18 protein-coding genes are annotated in these 16,940 nt (G+C 45.8%); 2 read left to right on the forward strand and 16 right to left on the reverse strand.

Annotated elements, in window-relative coordinates:
* Positions 1-279: 279 nt before the first annotated feature.
* From PCH05_RS21000 to PCH05_RS21055, 12 genes are all read right to left on the reverse strand, one after another.
* Positions 280-885 (reverse strand): AAA family ATPase, encoded by a 606-nt coding sequence (locus PCH05_RS21000; protein ID WP_127605541.1) that lies wholly within the window; start codon positions 883-885, stop codon positions 280-282.
* Positions 886-1,195: 310 nt separating this feature from the next.
* A complete protein-coding gene (locus PCH05_RS21005) occupies positions 1,196-2,746 on the reverse strand; it encodes a hydantoinase/oxoprolinase family protein (RefSeq protein ID WP_127605543.1) in 1,551 nt (516 codons plus the stop codon).
* Entirely contained in the window at positions 2,739-3,842 is a 1,104-nt protein-coding gene (locus PCH05_RS21010; protein ID WP_127605545.1) for an S-methyl thiohydantoin desulfurase family protein, read from the reverse strand. Before PCH05_RS21010 ends, PCH05_RS21005 begins: the two co-directional genes overlap by 8 nt.
* A complete protein-coding gene (locus PCH05_RS21015; RefSeq protein ID WP_127605547.1) occupies positions 3,843-5,108 on the reverse strand; it encodes a cytosine permease in 1,266 nt (421 codons plus the stop codon).
* Between the two features lie 215 nt (positions 5,109-5,323).
* Complete coding sequence (locus PCH05_RS21020) at positions 5,324-6,850, reverse strand: PucR family transcriptional regulator (protein WP_246049838.1); 1,527 nt, start codon at positions 6,848-6,850, stop codon at positions 5,324-5,326.
* A gap of 233 nt (positions 6,851-7,083) precedes the next feature.
* Complete coding sequence (locus PCH05_RS21025; RefSeq protein WP_164766746.1) at positions 7,084-7,482, reverse strand: hypothetical protein; 399 nt, start codon at positions 7,480-7,482, stop codon at positions 7,084-7,086.
* A gap of 131 nt (positions 7,483-7,613) precedes the next feature.
* On the reverse strand, positions 7,614-8,090 hold the full coding sequence (locus PCH05_RS21030; RefSeq protein ID WP_127605553.1) for an NUDIX hydrolase: 477 nt from the start codon (positions 8,088-8,090) through the stop codon (positions 7,614-7,616).
* Between the two features lie 52 nt (positions 8,091-8,142).
* A complete protein-coding gene (locus tag PCH05_RS21035) occupies positions 8,143-8,865 on the reverse strand; it encodes a hypothetical protein (protein ID WP_127605555.1) in 723 nt (240 codons plus the stop codon).
* Positions 8,866-9,033: 168 nt separating this feature from the next.
* On the reverse strand, positions 9,034-9,474 hold the full coding sequence (locus PCH05_RS21040) for a hypothetical protein (protein ID WP_127605557.1): 441 nt from the start codon (positions 9,472-9,474) through the stop codon (positions 9,034-9,036).
* 26 nt (positions 9,475-9,500) lie between these two features.
* Complete coding sequence (locus PCH05_RS21045; protein ID WP_127605559.1) at positions 9,501-9,926, reverse strand: GNAT family N-acetyltransferase; 426 nt, start codon at positions 9,924-9,926, stop codon at positions 9,501-9,503.
* A gap of 281 nt (positions 9,927-10,207) precedes the next feature.
* Positions 10,208-10,507, reverse strand: coding sequence for an SMI1/KNR4 family protein (locus PCH05_RS21050; RefSeq protein WP_127605561.1), 300 nt, complete (start codon positions 10,505-10,507; stop codon positions 10,208-10,210).
* A gap of 80 nt (positions 10,508-10,587) precedes the next feature.
* Complete coding sequence (locus PCH05_RS21055) at positions 10,588-10,965, reverse strand: DivIVA domain-containing protein (protein ID WP_127605563.1); 378 nt, start codon at positions 10,963-10,965, stop codon at positions 10,588-10,590.
* Positions 10,966-11,229: 264 nt separating this feature from the next.
* On the opposite strand from PCH05_RS21055, the gene PCH05_RS21060 reads away from it, so the two are divergent.
* On the forward strand, positions 11,230-12,165 hold the full coding sequence (locus PCH05_RS21060) for a cation diffusion facilitator family transporter (protein ID WP_127605565.1): 936 nt from the start codon (positions 11,230-11,232) through the stop codon (positions 12,163-12,165).
* Positions 12,166-12,263: 98 nt separating this feature from the next.
* Positions 12,264-12,833, forward strand: coding sequence for a TraR/DksA C4-type zinc finger protein (locus tag PCH05_RS21065; protein WP_127605566.1), 570 nt, complete (start codon positions 12,264-12,266; stop codon positions 12,831-12,833).
* Positions 12,834-12,923: 90 nt separating this feature from the next.
* Here the strand turns inward: PCH05_RS21065 and PCH05_RS21070 are convergent, their stop codons facing one another.
* The 4 genes from PCH05_RS21070 to PCH05_RS21085 all read right to left on the reverse strand — a co-directional run bounded on the left by PCH05_RS21070 (position 12,924) and on the right by PCH05_RS21085 (position 16,937).
* Positions 12,924-13,937, reverse strand: a complete 1,014-nt coding sequence (locus tag PCH05_RS21070) for a Gfo/Idh/MocA family protein (protein WP_127605568.1) — start codon at positions 13,935-13,937, stop codon at positions 12,924-12,926.
* 35 nt (positions 13,938-13,972) lie between these two features.
* Complete coding sequence (locus PCH05_RS21075; protein WP_127605570.1) at positions 13,973-14,332, reverse strand: replication termination protein; 360 nt, start codon at positions 14,330-14,332, stop codon at positions 13,973-13,975.
* Between the two features lie 517 nt (positions 14,333-14,849).
* Positions 14,850-16,040, reverse strand: a complete 1,191-nt coding sequence (locus PCH05_RS21080; RefSeq protein WP_127605572.1) for an acyltransferase — start codon at positions 16,038-16,040, stop codon at positions 14,850-14,852.
* 126 nt (positions 16,041-16,166) lie between these two features.
* Positions 16,167-16,937, reverse strand: a complete 771-nt coding sequence (locus PCH05_RS21085; RefSeq protein WP_127605574.1) for a pirin family protein — start codon at positions 16,935-16,937, stop codon at positions 16,167-16,169.
* Positions 16,938-16,940: the final 3 nt, after the last annotated feature.

Consider the following 16,940-nt stretch of genomic DNA (forward strand, 5'->3'; position numbering starts at 1 on the left):
CAGTATATCGGAATAGAAGCGTATGGATTCCTCAAGATTTGATACCCTCACAAATACTGCCCCCATGAAATTTACAGCCATTAACGTTTCCTCCATTTCTTGTATTCTCATATTTCTGAATCCTTTACTTGAAAGATGCAATCCCTACTAATCCAGCTCCATCTTTCAATTGATTTGGCACATTATTTTCTATGAAACGATTGTTTTATTACTTCAATTTATATCCTTTCAAGATTGCAGCCCCCTTTTACGCAGATTTCCTTTTGCATTTTCTTTATGTTACTTAACATTTCGTTTCTCAAGCTCTTTTATTATTTTGTCCGTAATTACATCCATTGGTTCAAGGCCAGATACGATTAGATCACATTCAGCCATGACATTTGAATTTATAGCTTGGTATAAATTTCTCACGACTATAAGATATTGAGTCAAATCCTCTTCGATGTTCTTTAAAGTTTCACCTGGAGTACCTTCGGCATTGTGTATTCCTCTTAAAATCCTACGAGCCAGTGCTACTTCTAATGGAATATCAATACAGACTACAAAATCAATTAATTCGGCCATTCCTTCCCGTCCCCTACCAAAAGGTTCTTCAACGATAATGAATTTTTCTGATTTTATCATTTGGTTGTTAGGTAGTTTTATCGATCTTCCTTGAACCAACTCATATAAGTCTCTATTAAAATTTGGATTGTGAACTAATTTAGGGTCGGCACCTTTTTCCAACCACTCCAAAAAATCATCTGGATACTTATTCGTTGATTCATAATCATCAAAGTGGAATGATATCGCATTAACAAGTTTATCTCTTAATTGCTTTGTTAAGGTACTCTTACCTGAACCAGATGGTCCACTTACTGCAATGGTGTACGTAGACTTATTCATGATCCTTCATCCTTTCTTTTATGAACTGTTACGGCCATTTCAGCTAACGCGCGCTTCCCTATTCACGACGCGAGCCGTCCTTAGATAGCTCCTATCGGCTCGTGCGTCATGTACCTCCTTACGTATGGAACCATACCCGCCCAAAATTTCATTGCAGCTATATTATATAATATTTTACCTATTTACCATATTTACGCTTATGCTGCCTATAGAATGCGTGAAATCTATTTTCCGCTCATCTCGTTGCACCTCTTTGATGACAAAAAAAGAGCCTCACACAAGTTGTATGAACTCGTGTAAGGCCTCTCCTCTACTTCATGTTTCCTACGACTTTCACTCGCAGTCTCGTCGCATTTCCCGGATGATAAGCCAGCGGGGTTTCTTCCACTTCCACAAGCTCAACCGTTGCCGGATCAGCGCCAGCCAGCATCGCCTGCTTCACGGCTTTTTCTTGCGCATCTCTTAATGAATCCTCACGGGGCTCTGTGGAATAAATATAAATTTGTTCATATTGTCCGCTGATTTGAGCGATACATGCGCCTATGGCGTTGGCGACGCCCCCGTTCTCAGGCTTAATCATATGGGATACCCCGCGAATCGTGTCCGGAATCACGACACTGCCGCCGCCTACCAAAACAAGCTCAACGTCTCCTGAGGAGGTCTTCATTTTATCAATGGCCTGCTTAATGATGGCTGCAATTTCTGCTTGCACATTTTTTGCGAAGTCTTCATCCAGATGCGCTACCAAGCTCTTATCCCCGACATCCGCGAGGCCCAGCCGAACGGCAATGTCGGTTGTCGTCAGCGTTTGCCCGCCAAAGACCAGCGCTTCCTGTCCAATCTTGTATCCTACGCTGTCAGGGCCAACCGTGATTTTACCGTTCTCCGAGCGTACGATGCTTCCGCCGCCCAGTCCAACCGAGATAATATCCGGCATGCGGAAGTTCGTGCGGATATCGCCCACCTCGACCGCAACCGAGGACTCTCTCGGGAAGCCGTCCTGCAACACCCCGATGTCCGATGTCGTCCCTCCCACGTCAAGAACCATCGTATCTTTGATCTTCGCCAAATACGAGGCACCGCGTATGCTGTTCGTCGGCCCGCATGCAATGGTTAGGATCGGAAATTGTTTAGCGTAATCGATCGACATCAGGGTACCGTCATTCTGGCATAAAAACACCGCTGCGTCCGTGATGCCCTCTTCTTCTAACGCCTGTACAAATCCATGGGTTGTCGTTTCAATCACCTTGCATAAGGCTGCATTGAGTATGGTCGCATTCTCCCGTTCAATTAAGCCGACAGAACCAATCAATGAAGAACAGGAAACAGGGAATTCAGCTCCGTATACTTGATGGATGAGATCGCGAATCTGGAGCTCCTGGTCGTTTTTAATGGAAGAGAACACCCCGATCACCGCGATGGATTCGACACTGCCGCGCCATTCCTCTAAAAGTGTTGTGATTTCAGCTTCATCGACTTCTCCAAGCACTTGGCCGTCATATTCATATCCGCCATGAACGAGCGCATATTTACCTGACAGCTTCTGAACCATATCCTCAGGCCAGGACGTGTACGGAGCAACGGAAGCCGTTGCCGGGTAACCCAGACGAATGACGCCGACTTGGGCCAGCTTTTTACGCTCCACAATGGCATTGGTACACTGCGTCGTGCCTAACATGGCATGCGTGATTTGGGTTTTATCAATATTCGATTCCTGCAGCAAATTCCGGAGCGAGGTTTCAATCCCCGTTTTAATATCTAGACTTGTTGGGGATTTCACCGCATGAAGCAAATGATGATTCTCATCCAATATGATGGCATCTGTGTTGGTGCCGCCTACATCGATCCCGATTCTATACATTCTCAGCCACCGCCTTTTTCACCAGTTCCTCAATAGCAACATAATCGTAATCATATCCGAAGTATCTTGGTCCTACCGTCTGGACTCCCTTTTCCGTTCTCCACTTTTCATGAGCGGGCAGTCCGACCACTCGTACGCGTTTACCGTATTTCAGGCTCTCCGTGGTTACAGGCGACAAGGTTTCGTAATCAACCAGACAGATCAAATCAGGAGTCATCGCTACCACTTGACCGTTCTTTTCAGCAATCAGGTTTTCATTTTGAAAATGAACCTTCATCTCTCCGCCTTTAAACGTCTCGATTCCTTCAAGATGCATCTGGCCGAGGTTAAATCCTCCCTTGGTTTCCCGGATGACATCCACGATTTTGCCTTGGAAAAGTTCATAGCCGGATACCAGTTTCAGCAGTTCTTGAAGCTTATCGCCCGCGTCCCGGTTCTTCGATGTAATGATGGCTCCGATCTGTTCGGACAGGGTCACGATATGATGAACGCCGCTCTGCTTGATTTGCGCACCCGTTGCCGGATAGAGGCTGACTAAAGCACTGGCCCCCATTTCGACCGTGGCCACTCTGGCGAGCCGTTCTGTCCATTTATTATCAATGGTCTCAAAGATGCCGATGTTCCCTTTTTCATCCGTAATCGCCATTGGTGTCGCCGGAATGCCATCCAGGTTGAACGTGACCATTTGCAGCTCCGGGAATGCCCGTCCCATACCGTCACAGTCGATCAAAGGCAATCCCAGCTGCGCCGCAACGACGATGGGAATCATGGAATTGACGCCTCCCGCTTCCATCGGGAACGTGCCGGCGATCTGTTCTTTTCCCAAGTAATTCGCTAATTTTTGAAAAACCTTAACAAACTCGTCCCCTTTAGGGAATTTCTCCACGAGTACGGAAGGCGCCCCCATCATCGCAGCCGGGATAAAAAAGTCCTCATCCTGAATCTCATCGACGGAGAATAGTTTTACGGGTCCAAACTTCTCAATGGCCGAAAGAGCCATCAATTTGCCAATGTAAGGGTCTCCCCCTCCGCCGGTTCCTAAAAATGCTGCGCCGACGGCGATGTTTTCAACAGCTGCTTGATCTAAATATCTCATTTACGTTTCCTCCAATATGACTGTTTTCCGAGCCGATAAACGATAGCCTGCATAATACAATACAAAAGAAATGACAATCCCGATCAACGGCTGATTCGGTACCTGCGGCAAGCTTGGGAACAGGGATAATACAACAGGGGTACAAGCGATAACGGCGCCCACTAGCCAGGAAACGACGCCCAGTATATTCACGCCTTCGACCTCATGCCAGCGGCTCTTATCCCCTTTGCCCAGCACCCAGTAAGATGCGATCATCACGCCTGCCACCGGCGGAATCATGGCCGACAGGATGGACATAATCGGTGTAAAATAGTTGAGTATGCCGACAACAGCTAGTACCGTCCCGATCGTTCCGGCGATACCGACGGCCCATTTTTCTCTTTCCTTCGATACGTTGAACACGTTGATTAAGGCAAAACCGCCTGAAATGGCATTCACGAGGTTCGTCTTCCATGTAGCGAGGATCAAAACCACACCGCCAATAAACGGAGTCGTGATGCTCAAAAAGGTTGCAGTAATATCGCTGGCCTGGTAAGCAATCGTCAGGACGGCTCCTGCACCAATCATCAGCAAGCCTGCTGGGATAATTCCGAAAAGGGCGGCTTTCAGGACATCGGACCGTTTTCTCGAAAATTGGGAGTAATCACCCGCGACAACCGCGCCCAAGGCAAACGACCCCAGGGTTACCGCCAGTCCGTCCGTAAAGCTCATAGCTCCAGCTGGCTTAAAATTCTGAATAATCTGCAGCGAGTCACCGGTCAATGCTTTGATAAGACCAAACACGCTGATCCCGATCAATAAAGGAACGGCAATATAGCTGATGACGCGCAGCACTTTAACGCCATAGATCGCCGAGACTACCATCACAAGACCGCAGATAAGAGAAGCCAGCGGAACCGGGACACTCATTCCACCTACGGCTAATAAATTGGCCAAGGCTGCACCGCACACATTCGCCTGTATTCCGAACCATCCGAGGCACGCAACGGCAAGGATGATCGAAAGAATCGTCCGCGATCCTTTTTTGCCGAACACCTGACCCGCAACCTGAACCGTCGGTCTTCCCAGCTCCGTGCTTTGAATCCCCTGCAAAATCATGAGCAATACAATGATGGAGTAACCCACCAACGTGACGAGCAGCGCTTTCGACAATCCCATGCCTGCCACCAGCGTGTTTCCCACCAATAAACTGGGGATGCTGATGACCGCGCCGGCCCAGATGATCCCGAGACTGAACCAGGATTGATGCTCTTTAACGGTTTTCATATGATCCCCCTAACCTTATTCGTTCGAATTGTTTTTTCTTTTATAGAATGAGATCAAGCTTTCATTCCATGATTCACAGGATATTCCCGTGTGAAAGGTGTATTTTCTTTCATTCATTCTATGTAATTGTAAAAGATGAAGCCGAGCACCGTCTTTTTCAGAAAACAAAAAAAAATCCGATGTTTTTGTCTGATTGGACAAAACATCGGAACTTTTTAGTTATGGATGAGACGGTAGACCATGCAGGCGGTATAAACTTCGTACGATTCCGAATTGATGGTCACATCATATCCGATGAGCTCGCAAATTTTTTTAATGCGATATTTCACCGTATTTTTGTGGACGAACAACAGCTTGCTGCAGTCATCCATATTCCCCTTCGCATCCAGAAGAAAAGTCATCAAGGTTGTCAATGCGTCAGGGTCGTCCAACAACGGCTCCAGGACAGACAAGCATTCTTCCGTGATTTCTTCCCCTTGTTTGCTGAGGTCGATGGCCCGTTTCAGGGAACGGACTTCAGCCGCGGTGTATAGTTTTCGGTGATGGTAGACGCGGTTAACCTCTTTGGAGGCTTCGTTGACGAGCTGGTACATCCGGCGTACGTCCTGTGTGTTCCGCATCCTCGGAGAATATACGATGCTGGATATTTCAGCGATGAGACTCGTGGTTTCGATATATTCCTCTGCGATTTCAAACTCATTGTATTTATAGGAGCAATTCCCCAGCAAAACGACAATGCAGTGATCGATCGTTTGAATGACCGCGGTTTTATAATATTGCGAGAGATGCGCTTTTAAGTCTTCCCTGATCCTTCGTTCCTCCGACAAATCCTGAATGTAAACGAGCCACATCATTTGGATGGCGGAAACGTCGATATACAGCAAACTGGCCAATCTGCGCATTTTTTCGCTCTCATCATTCACGATGGCTTTAACCAGAGCGTATTCGCTGACTTCGTTATGCTTATCTCCCCACAAATTGATGGCCACCTGCACCACCTCGCTGATTTGATCCATCGTCTTCGGCGGCAGCTTCGTATTTTCCTTAATGATAAACAGGTACAGGGACTCGCCGTTTTTTTGCTGAACACGTTTGTATTCAACAAAGCAGGACGAATTCAGCTCCCCTTCTCCCGTTCTGCCGTTCAAAATGGAAGGCGCCATGGACCGGATCAGATCCGCAACAGGGAGCGATGAATTTCGCGGCCACATGACACGATTGATGATATCCAGGTTGCTGTTTGTCAGAACGATGTTCGCTTTCATCCGGTCCGACAGCAGTTTGAGGGTAATTTCCACACTCCGCAAATGCTCCGGCAGCAGCGATACCTTTTCCAGTGATTCATTCACGAAATGCTCATTCACATTCTGATTGCTGACGATCGCCTCCATGACTTCATAAATGACTTCATTATACCTGAGAGAGTAATCATTTCTCGGCATGCAAATAATAATAAAATTCAAAGATTCGGCCAGCTCGAGCACTTCATCGGCGATATCTGGCATGACAATGCCGACATAGTACAGTATCAATCCCACTTCACCCAGGTCATGCAGGTACTGAACGGTTTTACACTGCTGCTCCACGCTGTCCTTTATGGAATAAAAAGAGCTGATGACCAGCTCTTCGGCATACCACTCTTCTTGAACGGTCTGAATAATTTGCGAAAAGAAATTGACGTCCGCTACCTCTAAAACAGATAATGAGGATACGGTCTGGTGAAGCCTGCTTGTTCCAGTCACAACTTGAGCCCCTCTAAACGAAGGCAGCTGCAGTAAATCTTTAACGGTTACCCCAATTCAACCACCACTTTTTTGTTCAATTCAAGCTGCTCTTATTCTTCAATCTGTACGATAGCTTGATCGGCCTAAGATAGGCTTCATTACTATTAGTATAACCCTCATTATGATAAGCAACCAAGTAAGTTCCTTTGCCAACAATCCAGGTCTTCCTAACCTGTATTTGAACACGTAAATTAATACCTCTCACTTACTAACCAGTCTTTAGCTTGATCCATGCTTGAAAAATATTTAATACCTAAGCTACGCCTCGCAGTTTCATTCGTTAAACATTTATTAATATGATTCCTTCCACTTCTTGTAGCTCCAACAATTGCAATCTTCAATATGTTCTGTTTAGTCCTTACAAGGCTTTCCGCAATATATTCTGCAATTTCATATAGGACATCTGTCCCTTCTAAATGGTATAGAACACGATATTGTTTATTCGTAGTTCTCATGAGGTCTTCATTATTTTTTACTTTTGCTTTGATTAATGGCATATCTGTGCCAAGATTATCTATACATGAAATCCAAATCTCTCCTCCATTATGATAGAGGGAAAAGGATGCTCTTAAATCTGGTACACTTGTCATTTTCTTAAAAAATATAGATCTCAGCCATTTCCTGATTCCCATATATTCATTCTCCCATGCCTAATTGATGGCTGCTTCAAAATTACCTTCAATGATCTTAGCAGCCTATACAGTCATGCTCACAGATGAAATTATTGATGAACTATAAAATGTTGTATCTTATTTTGATCTTTCAACTTCATTAGATCTGTTTTTAACATTTCCGGATATACGTTCAAATCCTTCAATTCATCCAGTAAGAACCATTTAAATATTAACCTTCCATTGTCTTCAATGCCCTTAAATTCTCCATCTTTCGTTAAAACTTCGTATCCATCCGGGAAATCAATTAAATAATAAAATCCGATCTCATGATAACGCTTATCTTCATATTCAAAGAAATCCTCATTCACAAAGAGTAGTTTACTCATTTGTATCTCGATATCGAGTTCCTCTTTAATTTCCCTTTTAATGGTTTGATCTGTTGATTCATTAAATTCTACCCGGCCTCCAGGAAGGTTCCAAAAATCGTCCTTTTCCGTCGTGTGCAATAATATACGATGATTATGAATAGCTATCCCCGCTACTCTGAAATTAAATTTATTATGATCTCTTTCAAATGTTATCATAGGTCACCTTTATTTTTTGGATTTAGGATTCATCATGATCTCCACAAAAAACCTATTCTTGAATGAGCTTCCATGCACTCTTCGAATAAACTAACCAAATCTTATAGTCTGTAATTTCATCCTTCAAATCATAAACTCTATCCATGTCTCTGTAATGTCCAACTGCAGTTATTGGTATCTGAATTTCTCCTTTACCTTTTTTGATCTTTGATAAATCTATAAATAAACCTTCCTTTGTAGATTCCAATAGAATTCTTGAAATATCACTTGGGATATCAATGATCGATCTTCTCGTCAATTTCTGTAATTTGAATACAACTGCTTTTGATAATATCATTTCGTAATCCTCTAGCTTTGTTACATAGAGTTTATTAAACCATCCATCATCATGTGCATAATAAGCAAATCTTACCTTTGGTATATCATTCAATGGCTTTGCAAGATGACTAAAGAATAATAATTCAGCGATTTGTAATTTAGTCAGTTGATCGAGATCTTCTTCTTTATAAAAGTCAACCCAGCAAAAATCCCCATAACCATATATGTAATCATCAATTAATTCATTTATTTCTTGAGATGTTACATAATCAAATCTGGAGTGCTGATTCCACTTCGCATTATCAAAATTATGTTTAAGCAAAATTAGGTTTTCTGGTCTATTATCTAAACAAGACATAAATTCAAAAAATTCAATACCATATGAATAAAAGCAATGATTATCTATTTCGCTACCACTTACATAGATGATCTCTCTAATATTATGTTTTTTCTTCATTGGTTTTACCCTCATATCATTCATGTAAATTGATTTGATAAATCTGTAAGATTACTTGTGTTCACGACGTCCCACCACCTTAAGCGTTCGTAGTGAACGGCCGCAATGCGGTTAGGTGGCCGGATGTGTCCTGCTACTCCGATTGATCTATCAGATGTTGACAACTTCTTAGAATTCTCTCTCAAAATAATCTTTGTATATTCCCTTTAATGTCTTAATGAGTTGAGCATTTGATTTATATTCAACGCTTTTTAATCGATTCGGAGTAAAGTCTATTATTAATTCTTCATTTTCGAACAATTTAACTCTGAAAATATATCCGACCCCTCCTTCCTGATTATCACTTGGAATCAATTTTTCATCCTTAATTACATTGAGGATGTTTGTTATTTCGTCTTTCTTAGTTATGGTTTTACTTTCTCCGGTCTTCCCATCAATCAATTCGATCTTGTTGATGTCTTGGATATTGCCCGGATATTCATTTGCAATCGAAGTCGGATTATTAATTTTCTTGTCTTCAATACTGCATGAGATGAGAGCGGTTATCGAGAACATAACAGCCAGAAGTAATAATAGTTTTTTTATGTTTGTCACCCGCTTTTCGTCCACTGAAATACCTCATTGAAACCTTTTCGTTACTTTATTTCTCTCTCATGAATAACCCCAAACATCCCTGTCATTCCTTCGTGCTTGTTAAATCCATACTTTGTATAAAATGATTCTTTTCCTGCCGACGCGAATAATCCAACAAAAGACTTTTCCGGTGCATTTTTCATTAGGTAATCTGTGATTTCAGCCATGATTAAGCTGCCAATACCTTTGCTTTGATGTTCCGGATCTACAGCCACGTCTTGAATATAAAAATAGATCTTGCCATCACCAACTACTCTGCCCATACCTACAATCTCATCTTTGTATTGTATAAGAACACCAAAAAGTGATTTCTTTAAAGATTCTTCTGCAACTTCAAAATTCATATAGTCTTCCCATCCAACTGCAGTACAAAGATTCTTATATTCCTCAATAGTAGGTATTCTATTTATTGTTTTATATTGGTTCATCATATACTCTCCTTGAAATAATTATATTCTATGAGCCCAAAGGGCGGTCGCAATGCGGTTCTGCTAACTGAATTATCTCCTGCTTCGCCACTTAGCCTCGCAGGGTTGTCCGCCTGAATCAACTTCCTCGAAATGGATCGGGCGCACCGAGCAGCCACCAGGATTCGATCCGTGAATACGGTAGAATACGAAGGACTCTTCTCCCTGATTACTCTTGCAAAAGATACTGAAAAAAATCATTCATATCTTTTCCACATATTATTAGTTCCTCTAAATCCATTTCAATAAATGGAATTGAAATATAAGATTCCCGGAGCAAACTCTCCAACTCCATATTCCTCATTAAGTTCAATCAGTTCGCTTACCGGCCAAAATACGATATAGGCATGATTAATAAATCCTTCAAATCCGTTTAGTTCTTTGATCATTTCTTTATAATCATCAGGCAATGTAAATCCTAGGTCCGTTTCGATCACTTGAATATTTATATCAATAGATGAATCCGGTGTAATTTCGTGTTTAAAATATTTCAAGAATGAATTTGTCATTTTGTTTTTCCTCGCTCGCGTATCCCTTTCCATCGAAAAAAAACTCCTCCGAAAAAGCTTTCACTGCTTCCCCGGAGGAGTTTTTTGTTCATATGTAGAGCTGCCTTCTCTGTTTAATCCACGAAAAAGTCGGGTTCCGGTCTGATCTTCGTTTTGAGCTGTCTAAGATTGTACTCCATCTTGAGCACGATATCCTCGATCTGCTTCGGATCGATCGCGAACCGTTCCGGTTCCGGCCGGGAACTCGATTTCACTTCGCGCAGCGCGAGCTGCTGCTCCTGCCATTTATCCATCAAGTCCGAGATTGTTGCGTAAAAACGTTCATAATCGCTAATAATTTCATCCAGGTAGGAATCCACTTCTTCCGGATCGTACCCCCTTAGCTTGGTGTTGAACACCTTTTCGTGAATCGAAAGAGCATCCAATTGTATACCCAGCTGCTTAAACAGCTTTCTCTGTTTATCCAGTCGGCGCTGCATATGTTCATCCATTGCCAATTACCTCCAAATCGGTTACTACTCAAACGGGTATTCATTTCATAATATACATCCCCTTTATTTTTTATATCACAACCGGCGTCAATATGAAAATGGTTCGGCGCTTTTTTGGAGGATATTCCAAAGAAAACGCTTGATTGACGCTTCTCTTTTCCAGACATTGACTTAAGCGGGAAATGTGATATTATCAATATATGAGTACATATTCATATGTTAATTTTAATTTTCCATACTTGTGATATACAGGAGGTCGTTATCATGTCAGATTCTCATGCCCATCAACATCAGCATTCCCACGGAGGACACCATCATCAGCATGGGCCTGCCAGCTTTAACCGGGCTTTTATGATCGGCATCATATTGAATACCGTATTTGTCATTGTGGAAGCCGCCTACGGCTACCTCAGCCACTCCTTATCCCTGGTCGCGGATGCAGGCCATAATTTAAGCGATGTGCTTGCCCTGGTGCTTGCTTGGGCGGCCAGCCTTCTCTCCAAAAAGCTCCCAACCGAGCGCAGAACTTATGGTTACCGCCGTTCATCCATTTTAGCCGCTTTGTTTAACGCGATTTTTCTGCTGGCGGCGATCTTCATCATCGCTTGGGAGGCCATTCAGCGTTTTGCCCATCCCGAGCCTGTCACCGGATCGACTGTCATTTGGGTTGCAGCCGTGGGTATCGTAATTAATGCAGCTACGGCCCTGCTCTTTCTGTCCGGGAGAAAAGGCGACCTGAACGTCCGCGGCGCCTTCCTGCACATGGCTGCAGATGCCGGCGTATCGCTTGGCGTCGTCATTGCGGGTGCCGTCATCATGTTCACCGGTTGGCAGTGGCTGGACCCCGCCCTGAGTCTGCTGATCGTTGTCGCCATCTTTGTCAGCACCTGGAACCTGCTGAAGGATTCGCTCAACATGGCTTTGGACAGCGTCCCTCCGGAAATCGACGCGGCTGCAATCCGCATCTACCTGCAATCCATTCCAGCCGTGACCGATGTTCATGATTTGCATATTTGGGGCATGAGCACGACGGAAACGGCACTGACGGTGCATTTGGTTGTTTCCGAACCGGAACAGAATGATCGGATCATTCAGCAGACGGTGCAGGAGCTCCATGATCGATTCGGGATCGAACACCCGACGCTGCAGATTGAATATGGCACGTATCCTTGCCGGCTTGCTGATGCGTCAACCATTTAACGGCTTCCATTTACAACCCCATTGATTTCCCTTCTTCTCTTTAGGGTAAGAAACAATACAGACCATTATCCTAAACATGCTGAAGGGAGTTTTGACAGATGAGCCATTTAAGCGACGCTCAGCTCCAGGAGCTCAACCATACACTGAGGGAACAAAAGAAAGACTTGGAGCGTCATTTTAGCGCGAACGGAGAGGAGAATTCCGCCCTTGGCGAATCCTTAACCGACTCCACCGGTGACCTATCCACGGTAGACAACCATCCGGGAGATCTGGGAACCGAGGTTTTCGAGCGTGAACGCGATTTAGCCGTTAATGATTCGTTACACGAAGAACTGGATCAGATTAACGGTGCGCTGGAACGAATGAATAAGGGAACCTACGGCGTCTGCCAGATATGCGGCCGCGACATACCGTTCGAACGCCTGCAGGCGATTCCGTACACGGCATACTGCGTGGATGATACGCCGGAACGTTCTCTAAGAAGCGACCGCCCCGTGGAAGAGCAGGTGATAACACCTCCGCCAACTGGAGCAGGTGAGGGACGCCAAGAGTATGACCGGCGGTTCGACGATGCGGATGCCTGGGATTCGGTTGAAGAGTATGGCACCTCCAACACCCCGGCCATGGCTGCCAAACGAGATGTTGAAGATTACGATGACGGCATGTAGTATATCGTTTCTGCATCCCCTTGAACGAATGGAACAAATCACAAATCCCCGGCTCTCTTCAAGAGAACCGGGGATTATTGCGATGCATGATTAGCGGTTGGCTGCCTTTACCTGAACCCGAGCCCGGCTGCGCGCCGAAAGCATGCAGGCATCGAGGACCCTCATATTCAGCACCGCGTCCTCCGGTCCGAAAGGCAGCATTACATCCTCAAGCACCGCATCGGCAAAACCGTCCGCTTGAAGCGAGAAGGAATTAAACACGCCGAGGCGTTCTTCTCTCCGGGTATCGCCGGCATAGACGATCAGCTGCGGCGGCTCATCATCATGCTCCCATCCGAAGGCAAGCGGCAGCTCGATCCGGCCCTGGCTTCCGTGTACTTCCAGCTTGCAATGAGGCGAGGCCGTCATGCCGCAATCGAACGTGAGCGCAACGCCGGAGGGGAACTCCAGCATCCCCGAAGCCATCAGATCGATTTCATGCTCCGGCGAAAATACGGCATGCGCCGAGACAGCTACCGGCTCTTCTCTAAGGATCATTCTCGCAGCAGAAATCGGATAACAGCCTACGTCGTAAAGCGAGCCTCCACCCATATGCTTCTGATATCTGACATTGGATGTGTCCTGAATGTTATTGTAAGTAAAACAACCATGAATCGACCGGATATCGCCGATCTCCCCGCCCTCCACGATCTCGCGGATACGCCGGTGTTTGGGATGGTGGCGGTACATGAACGCCTCAGCGTAGATGACGCCCGCCTTCCGGCAGGCCTCCACCATCTCCCCGGCCTCTTCGGCATTCAATGCCGCAGGCTTTTCGCAGAGCACATGCTTGCCTGCCCGGGCTGCTTGGATGGTCCATTCCCGATGCAGATGGTTCGGCAGCGGAATATACACCGCGTCAACATTCGAATCCCGGAGCAGCTCCTCGTAACTGCCGTAGGAGACAGGAATATCGAACTTCTCTGCCACTTCAGCCGCCTTCCGCGGATTCCTGCTCGCGACAGCCTGAACCGTACATTTACGAGATCCCTGAACGCCCGGGATAAAAGCGGTCTGTGCAATGCTGGCCGTGCCCAGAATGCCAAAGCAGAGCTTCTTATTCATTCTTCCTTCTCCTCCTTCTGCCTCATGAAATCTGCCTAATAATTATCCTTGACCGCCTTGCTCAGCATGCCGATGCAGCGATCCAAGTCGGTTTTGACCTGCTTCTTGTACAGCTTGGCTTTCTCGGGACCGTCGTCGGTGAAGTGATACAGCACGATCTCCTGAAAATCCACGCGCGGATCATTCCCCTTGAGCTGCTTGGTCCGGTATAGAACACCTTCTTGAACGAGCTCATGCAGGGCACGGTATATTTCGCTCTGAGGAGGATTGTAGCCGAAGCCCTTAAACTCCTGCCGCATCTCCTCCAGCATTTGATACCCGTATCCGCGATGCTGCTCGACCATGGTAATCAAATACGTTTTAATAAAAGCACGCTGGGCAATCATAAAAGCCACACCGTTTCCCCCTTCGCTTCTTTTCCTTCATTAACCAATTCAAATCCATTATAAACGACTATTTTTCAAAATGCATAACATGTAATTTTCATCGCTATCGACCCGTGGCTGCCCCATCAAACCTTCAAGCTTCCGGGATGGGCGTCTGCATTTACATGGTTAAAAATACCGTAACCAGGCCAGAATTAGGGCTTTCGATCCTTTTGTGACCCCATCAGGAGATGTGCTAGATCAAGAAACCGTATCTTCGTAAACGAAGTGTCTCTGGCGGAGAATGTTTTTTCTGTTGTGAATTTTTCATATGTTGTAATAATCATGTGTGCATAAAACATAAAAATGCCTATCAACGAGCTTTCCTAAAAGTCAGACCGCATGTCGTTGTTGTTTTACTGTCGATAGCCCGCCTGATGGCCTTACTCGTATTGCATGCATAAAAAAAACCGACTCTCCATCCCCCCTAGCCGCAAGTACATTGCGGACGGGATATCAAGAGAATCAGGTTCGGTTTGAGATGATTTTATCGGCTGTCTACCATAGGGACGTTGGTATGCTTCTGCTTCGGCACATGGCTGCGCCCCTTGCGGGCAAGGGAGGATACGCCAACCGTCCATTTTCCGAGCGGCAAATAAGACAAAGCTATCGTAAGCCCGTACGACAGAACGATACAAATCACATAGGTCATGATCATTCGGAGCGTCACATTCCAGCCGGCAAACAGCCATGCGTCGATCCGGTAGCTCTGTCTGAGCATCAACGCATGCACCAGATAAGCTCCGTAGGAATACTTGCCAAGCGTCTGGAAGAGCTCATGGCTGCTAGCTCCGGATTGCTTCGTCCTTTTTTGGGCCCAGGCATAAAATACGAAAATCGAGCTAACGAGAAATACGCTGATGAGCGGTCTCAGCAAATTCAGCTGGTTGAATGTAATGCTTAGGCCACCCGGCGTCTCGAAACTCTGTACCGTAATGTACGTGTAGTATCCAAACAAAACGATGAAAACCGTCCAATAAACGCTCTTGCCCTTTTCAAGCCAAAACTTCCATCGGTCCAGATTCATTCCGGCGGCGGCACCCAAAATAAAATAAAAAGAGAAATAGAGAAAATTGCGGTCAGCATACTTCGTGAAAAACGGTGTCAGGAAAGGCACATTCGCCTCGTTCATCCAATCGCCGATCCAAAACAATTTATTCAAGAGCAGCATGCAGAGCAGCCCGGTCGCGGATAACGCCAATCCATGCCACTTTGGAGGAATCCATTCCGCGCATTTGCGCATGCCGTATCGGAAAAGCGGGAAGAGCAGGTAAAACTGAAATATCATGACGATGTACCAGAGATGGTAGCTGTTTTTACCGGTAAAAAGCATATGAAACCCTTGGCCGAGCGCATGGACATTCCACACGGGACTCGTGAAAAAATACACCGCTGACCATAATACATAAGGGATGAGTATATCCGTAATACGTTTGCGAATGAAAGAAATATAACGGAACGGACCGTCGTAATTATAAAAGAGCACCAGCCCCGTTATAAAAATAAATACCGGCACGGCAAACTTGCTTGCCACGAGCAAAACGGTCATGATCACCCCGTCTTCCACCTTGGCGCCGTCCACCACCGAATAATGGGCAATCGCATGCTGCAGCGCTACGGCCAGAAAGGCCAGCCCGCGCAGCAGCTCCAGTTCATGAATCCTTGCTTTTTTCGGCATAACCTCACTCCTGTTCTAAAGCCGGAAACGCTACATACAAATATAAACCTGCCGCTGCCCTCCTTAAACGAAAAAAAGAGCGCTTGCCAGACTATATCATCTGCAGCGCTCTTTTGACAAATGGTTTTAATATTTTTTGGGGATCAGACCATAGTTTACCCGCTCCGGAACTTCGATCACTACCATTCGGAGCGGCTCCTGATCCGCGTGAAGCGTCAACTTTTCCCCATGCTCCGTATTTAATAGCATAAAATCCCGTGCATGGAACGCTTCCCGCCGTCCGTCATCCCCCTGCCAGAAGCCTCCGCCGCTGACGGCAAGCGCCGCAATCGTCTTCCCGGGGTTCAGCGTGAGGCTGTGCTCCTGATGCGGCATGAGCTCGATATCCCACATACTCGCTTCCGCCGTTAAGCGAATCGGCGAGCCCTCGCCAAGAACCTGTTTAACACGAACCCCGTCCTGTGTATGGATAGGAAACTCCTCGTGTTCGTACTGCTCATAAGCAGGCTCCTTCTTCGCTTCCAGCTTCAGATCCGGTTCAAACCAGATTTGGAATGCTTCCATGTCCGGCCCCACAAAACGCTCTTCATGACTGACGCCGCTGCCTGCTTTGATCACCTGTGCTCCGCCTGCCCCGACCGTACTCCGCGTTCCGAGCGAATCGCCATGCTCAGCCAAACCGCTCAGCACATAGGTCATGATCTCAAAGCTGTAGTGCGGGTGAAGCGGAACATAGCCCTCTTGAGGTGTATGCGCCCAAGCCCAGTAGAATAGCGGACCTACACGATTGATTACGGATCCTTCGCCCGAGAATCCGATCGGCTTTTGCTCTGTGATTTTACCCCCGTCAAACATCCCTTTTCCCTGCATGGCCGGTGTGTACAAACGTATTTTCATCCG

The organism is Paenibacillus chibensis (assembly GCF_004001045.1).
GTDB classification, from domain to species: domain Bacteria; phylum Bacillota; class Bacilli; order Paenibacillales; family Paenibacillaceae; genus Paenibacillus_AQ; species Paenibacillus_AQ chibensis.

Bases quoted from the DNA above. Each gene is read 5' to 3' on its own strand.
- PCH05_RS21015 (WP_127605547.1), bottom strand. From the start codon at position 5,108: ATGAAAACCGTTAAAGAGCATCAATCCTGGTTCAGTCTCGGGATCATC.
- PCH05_RS21005 (WP_127605543.1), bottom strand. From the start codon at position 2,746: ATGTATAGAATCGGGATCGATGTAGGCGGCACCAACACAGATGCCATC.
- PCH05_RS21085 (WP_127605574.1), bottom strand. From the start codon at position 16,937: ATGAAAATACGTTTGTACACACCGGCCATGCAGGGAAAAGGGATGTTT.
- PCH05_RS21000 (WP_127605541.1), bottom strand. From the start codon at position 885: ATGAATAAGTCTACGTACACCATTGCAGTAAGTGGACCATCTGGTTCA.
- PCH05_RS21055 (WP_127605563.1), bottom strand. From the start codon at position 10,965: ATGGATGAACATATGCAGCGCCGACTGGATAAACAGAGAAAGCTGTTT.
- PCH05_RS21035 (WP_127605555.1), bottom strand. From the start codon at position 8,865: ATGAAGAAAAAACATAATATTAGAGAGATCATCTATGTAAGTGGTAGC.
- PCH05_RS21050 (WP_127605561.1), bottom strand. From the start codon at position 10,507: ATGGAAAGGGATACGCGAGCGAGGAAAAACAAAATGACAAATTCATTC.
- PCH05_RS21080 (WP_127605572.1), bottom strand. From the start codon at position 16,040: ATGCCGAAAAAAGCAAGGATTCATGAACTGGAGCTGCTGCGCGGGCTG.
- PCH05_RS21030 (WP_127605553.1), bottom strand. From the start codon at position 8,090: ATGATAACATTTGAAAGAGATCATAATAAATTTAATTTCAGAGTAGCG.
- PCH05_RS21060 (WP_127605565.1), top strand. From the start codon at position 11,230: ATGTCAGATTCTCATGCCCATCAACATCAGCATTCCCACGGAGGACAC.
- PCH05_RS21070 (WP_127605568.1), bottom strand. From the start codon at position 13,937: ATGAATAAGAAGCTCTGCTTTGGCATTCTGGGCACGGCCAGCATTGCA.
- PCH05_RS21010 (WP_127605545.1), bottom strand. From the start codon at position 3,842: ATGAGATATTTAGATCAAGCAGCTGTTGAAAACATCGCCGTCGGCGCA.
- PCH05_RS21065 (WP_127605566.1), top strand. From the start codon at position 12,264: ATGAGCCATTTAAGCGACGCTCAGCTCCAGGAGCTCAACCATACACTG.
- PCH05_RS21025 (WP_164766746.1), bottom strand. From the start codon at position 7,482: ATGACAAGTGTACCAGATTTAAGAGCATCCTTTTCCCTCTATCATAAT.
- PCH05_RS21045 (WP_127605559.1), bottom strand. From the start codon at position 9,926: ATGAACCAATATAAAACAATAAATAGAATACCTACTATTGAGGAATAT.